Here is a 4,013-nt window from a genome sequence, read left to right on the forward strand (position 1 = left end):
TTAAGACAGTTTTCTGACTCCTGACCATGATTTCGACCCTCGGCACTCCCACCCATCCAGAGCAGACCCTTTCCCCCAACCAGTCTTTGCGCCCCTTGACCAGCCGTATCAACAGCCGGGGGCACTTGGAAATTGGGGGGTGCGACGTGGTGGAGCTGGTGCGCCAGTTTGGATCCCCTCTCTACATCCTGGACGAATGGACGCTGCGCCGCGCCTGCCAGCTTTACCGTGACACCTGGGCCCGCTGCTACGCCGGGGGATCCCGGGTTTTGTACGCCACGAAAGCCTGGAATTGCCTGGCCATCTGTGCATTGGCGCTGCAAGAAGGGCTGGGGTTGGATGTGGCTTCTGGCGGGGAGCTGTACACGGCCCTGCAGGCGGGGGCTAAAGGTGAAGATCTCTATCTGCACGGCAACGCCAAGTCTCTCGACGAGCTGAACTTGGCCCTGGAGACGGGCTGTACTTTGGTGGTCGATAGCCTGTACGAACTGCAGCAGGTGTCGGCCCTGACCACGCCCGCACGGCCAGCGCGGCTGCTCCTGCGGGTTAACCCTGGTATTGACGTCCACACCCACGAGTACATCCGCACCGGACAAACCGACAGCAAATTCGGCATCGGCCAATGGCAACTGCCGGAGGTGTTTGACTTTTTGGCAGCCCATCCCCAACTGCAGTGCGTTGGGCTCCATGCCCACATTGGGTCACAGATTTTTGATCTACAGGGCCACCGCGACCTGGCGGGGGTGCTGGCCCAGATCTGGCGGCAAGGGCTGGGCAGAGGGTTGCCCCTACAAGAGCTGAATGTGGGTGGGGGCCTGGGGATCCGCTATATCGAATCCGATGATCCCCCCTCCATCCCGGAGTGGGTGGAAACTGTGGCAACGGCGGTGCAACAAGCCTTTGCCCAGTCCGGGATCCCTTTGCCGAAAGTGCTCTGTGAGCCCGGACGATCTGTGATTGGGCCGGCTGCCGTGACCGCCTACACCCTGGGGGGGCAAAAGCGGATCCCTCCCAGCGATGACCTGCCCCAGGGACGCACCTACATCACCATCGACGGTGGTATGTCCGACAACCCCCGCCCGATCACCTATCAAGCCCGCTATACCGCCCTTCTGGCCAACCGACCAGAGGCAGAGGCCACGCAGCGGGTAACGGTGGCCGGCAAGCACTGCGAGTCGGGGGATGTGCTGTTGAAGGATGTGCTTCTGCCCGCCCCAATGGCAGGAGAAGTGTTGGTGGTTTTGGCGACGGGGGCCTACAACTACAGCATGGCTTCCAATTACAATCGCTTCCCTCGGCCAGCCGCGGTGCTGGTCAACGAGGGAGAGGCCCAGTTGATTGTGCGGCGAGAAACTTATGCCGACTTAATCCGTCAAGATGTCTTGCCAGAGCGGTTGCTGCGTTGAAGGGGAAGTTTGCCCATACCCATCTGGTCAGTAGAGGCACAGCCTTTCCTGGCAGCGCCGACCGCAGCCAACGCACCTCATGCGAGAAAGACTGGAAGACAGCCAGGAGGTGAGTGGTAGGCTGGTCTGGGGGCCGCAGTCCAACAGGGGTTCTGAGGTGCAGAACGGCACCAGGCAGAAGGTCCGCAATGAGGGGAGCGTGAACGGGGTTTTTCGCCATGCTGGCGGCCTTATGGGCTTGGCTACAGCAGTTTAACTTTCTCAGCCTCTTGGACTGGGCTCTGGCTGTCTTTCTGTTGGCTTTGGCTCTCTACTACACCCGCGAAAGTCGTGCTGGGGTGCTGGTGAGGGGATTTATAGTGCTGCTGGTGCTGTACCTGGCCACAGCCTCTCTCCCCTTGGTTCACCTGATCTTGGATCGCCTGCTCCTGGGCGCAGCTGTAGCCATGGGCGTGCTCTTTCAACCGGAGTTTCGCCGGCTGCTGGAGCAGTTGGCAAGAGCCATCCGCATGGAGTGGCCGAGCAACGCAGGCGATGACGAGGAGGATCCTGAGGAAGATTTGGTGGAAGAACTGGTGCAAGCAGTGCGAGAACTTTCCCAAAACCGCACAGGAGCGCTGATTGTGATCGAGCCGGAGCAGCCAATTGACTCGCGGGTATTTACCGACAAAGGAGTACCTCTCCAGGCGCGGGTGTCGCGGGAGATCTTGCAGACCATTTTCCAGACTTCAACTTTGTTGCATGATGGGGCTGTGGTCATCCATCGGAATCGCATTCGCGCAGCGGGGGTCATCCTGCCGGTTTCGGAGCGGGCCGCCTCTCGACAGCTGGGCACACGGCACCGCGCTGCGATGGGGATCACAGAGCAGACCAATTGCTTGTGTATTGTGGTCTCAGAAGAAACGGGATCCATTTCCCTGGCGGAGGGTGGGCGCATCGAGCGGCCTCTGACCAGTGCCAAGTTACACGAACTGCTGGTACAGCGGTTGCGCAATCCCCGCGATGCCAAAAAACGAGATGCTCCGCTAAAGGGATTGTGGGCCCACCCCTGGTTTCGCAATGGGCCGCTGCGCTGGTGGGGATCCCTTGCCGATCTGACTAAACTCTTTCGCAAACCTGAGAAAACCCTCCCCGAAGACTGAATCTCCATGACCCTTTCTCCTGCCCATCTTCTGCAGTTGCCTGCCGACCTAGATCCGCAGTTGTTGCCCCGCCATGTGGCGGTGGTGATGGATGGCAACGGGCGTTGGGCGCAAAAACGGGGCTTACCCCGCAGTGTTGGGCATCAGCGAGGGGTAGCGGCCCTGAAGGAGCTGCTGCGCTGTTGTGATGACTGGGGGATCCCAGCCCTTACCGCCTATGCCTTCTCCACCGAGAACTGGGGCCGGGCCCGCGAGGAGGTGGATTTTCTCATGACTTTGTTCGAGCAGGTGCTGTGGCAGGAATTGGGGGAAATGGTGCAGCAGGGGGTGCGCATCCAGTTTGCCGGCCAGTTGTCGGCTCTGCCCCACTCTCTGCAGGAAACCATCGTGCATGCGGTGGCCTGCACCCAGCACAACAAGGGCATTTGCCTGACGGTGGCCCTCAACTACGGGGGACGACAGGAGATCCTACAAGCCTGCCGCTCCATTGCCACCTTGGTGCAGCAGGGGCTGCTGCAGCCGGATCAGATTGACGAGGCCCTCTTTTCCCAATTTCTCTACACCACCGGCTTATCGGATCCTGATCTGCTGATCCGTACCAGCGGCGAGATGCGCATCAGCAACTTCCTGCTCTGGCAGATGGCCTACACCGAGCAGTATTTCACCCCCATCCTCTGGCCGGATTTCGACCGAGCCGCTTTTCACCAAGCCTTGCTTAGCTATCAGTCGCGGCAGCGGCGGTTTGGCAGGTGAGGATGATCCCTGGTTGGATATCCGTTGCCAACCGGCAGCTAGCGCAGAAAGCTGGTCACCAACCACATCACCGTAAACGTGATCCCCACCAACAGCGCACCAGGAGCATCGCCACCGGTGAGAGGAAGGGCAATGCCGTAGGCCAACATCAGCCCCAGGCTCAGGCCCGCCAGGGCCAAGAGAAAAGCGCGAATGAAGCGGCGCTCTTTGCGATACAGGAAATAGATACAAGCCATCAGCCCCAAGGCCAGTTGCAGCGAGGGGTACTCATCGGGAGCCAGGATAACCCAACCCCCCAGCCCACCCAGCAGCGCCGCAGGCCAGAGGGCATCGGCGGTAGAGGGGGTATCCAACCAGCGGCTGACCCAGGGGGGATTTTGGGCAGCAGGGCGAGGCAAACTCAGCTCCGGCTCAGGATGGGCAGCCCGTTGTTCGGCGTAGCGAATGCGATCGGGAACGGCGATTTTGCCCTCTTTGCGCAGGCGCAGGCGCTGCATCAGGATGGCATCGTAGGCTTGCTCCACCCGCTCTTGCTGCTGTTCATCGGCGCCCAAGCTGGCCAGGAGCCGAGCCCGCGCCGATTGAATCTCTTCAAAAGAGGCTTCTTCGCTAATTCCCAACACCTGATACGGACTCATCTCAGCCATAGCGACCAGCCCTGTAACTCTTTATCACCTTAACCCAGCCTGCCCGACCTTCGATCCGGCTACGT

The 4,013-nt window shown here is 60.4% G+C and carries 4 protein-coding genes; 3 read left to right on the forward strand and 1 reads right to left on the reverse strand.

The window, feature by feature from the left end; genetic code table 11:
* Nucleotides 1-26: 26 nt before the first annotated feature.
* From lysA to NW820_RS10850, 3 genes are all read left to right on the forward strand, one after another.
* Nucleotides 27-1,406, forward strand: coding sequence for a diaminopimelate decarboxylase (gene lysA, locus NW820_RS10840; protein ID WP_011433248.1), 1,380 nt, complete (start codon nucleotides 27-29; stop codon nucleotides 1,404-1,406).
* 218 nt (nucleotides 1,407-1,624) lie between these two features.
* Entirely contained in the window at nucleotides 1,625-2,548 is a 924-nt protein-coding gene (gene cdaA / locus NW820_RS10845; RefSeq protein WP_414328940.1) for a diadenylate cyclase CdaA, read from the forward strand.
* A gap of 6 nt (nucleotides 2,549-2,554) precedes the next feature.
* Nucleotides 2,555-3,301, forward strand: a complete 747-nt coding sequence (locus NW820_RS10850; RefSeq protein WP_011433250.1) for an isoprenyl transferase — start codon at nucleotides 2,555-2,557, stop codon at nucleotides 3,299-3,301.
* A 38-nt stretch (nucleotides 3,302-3,339) separates the two neighbouring features.
* On the opposite strand, the gene NW820_RS10855 is transcribed toward NW820_RS10850, so the two are convergent.
* Nucleotides 3,340-3,939 (reverse strand): CPP1-like family protein, encoded by a 600-nt coding sequence (locus NW820_RS10855; protein ID WP_011433251.1) that lies wholly within the window; start codon nucleotides 3,937-3,939, stop codon nucleotides 3,340-3,342.
* Nucleotides 3,940-4,013: the final 74 nt, after the last annotated feature.

It is taken from the genome of Synechococcus sp. R55.7 (assembly GCF_047461955.1).
Lineage (GTDB): Bacteria > Cyanobacteriota > Cyanobacteriia > Thermostichales > Thermostichaceae > Thermostichus.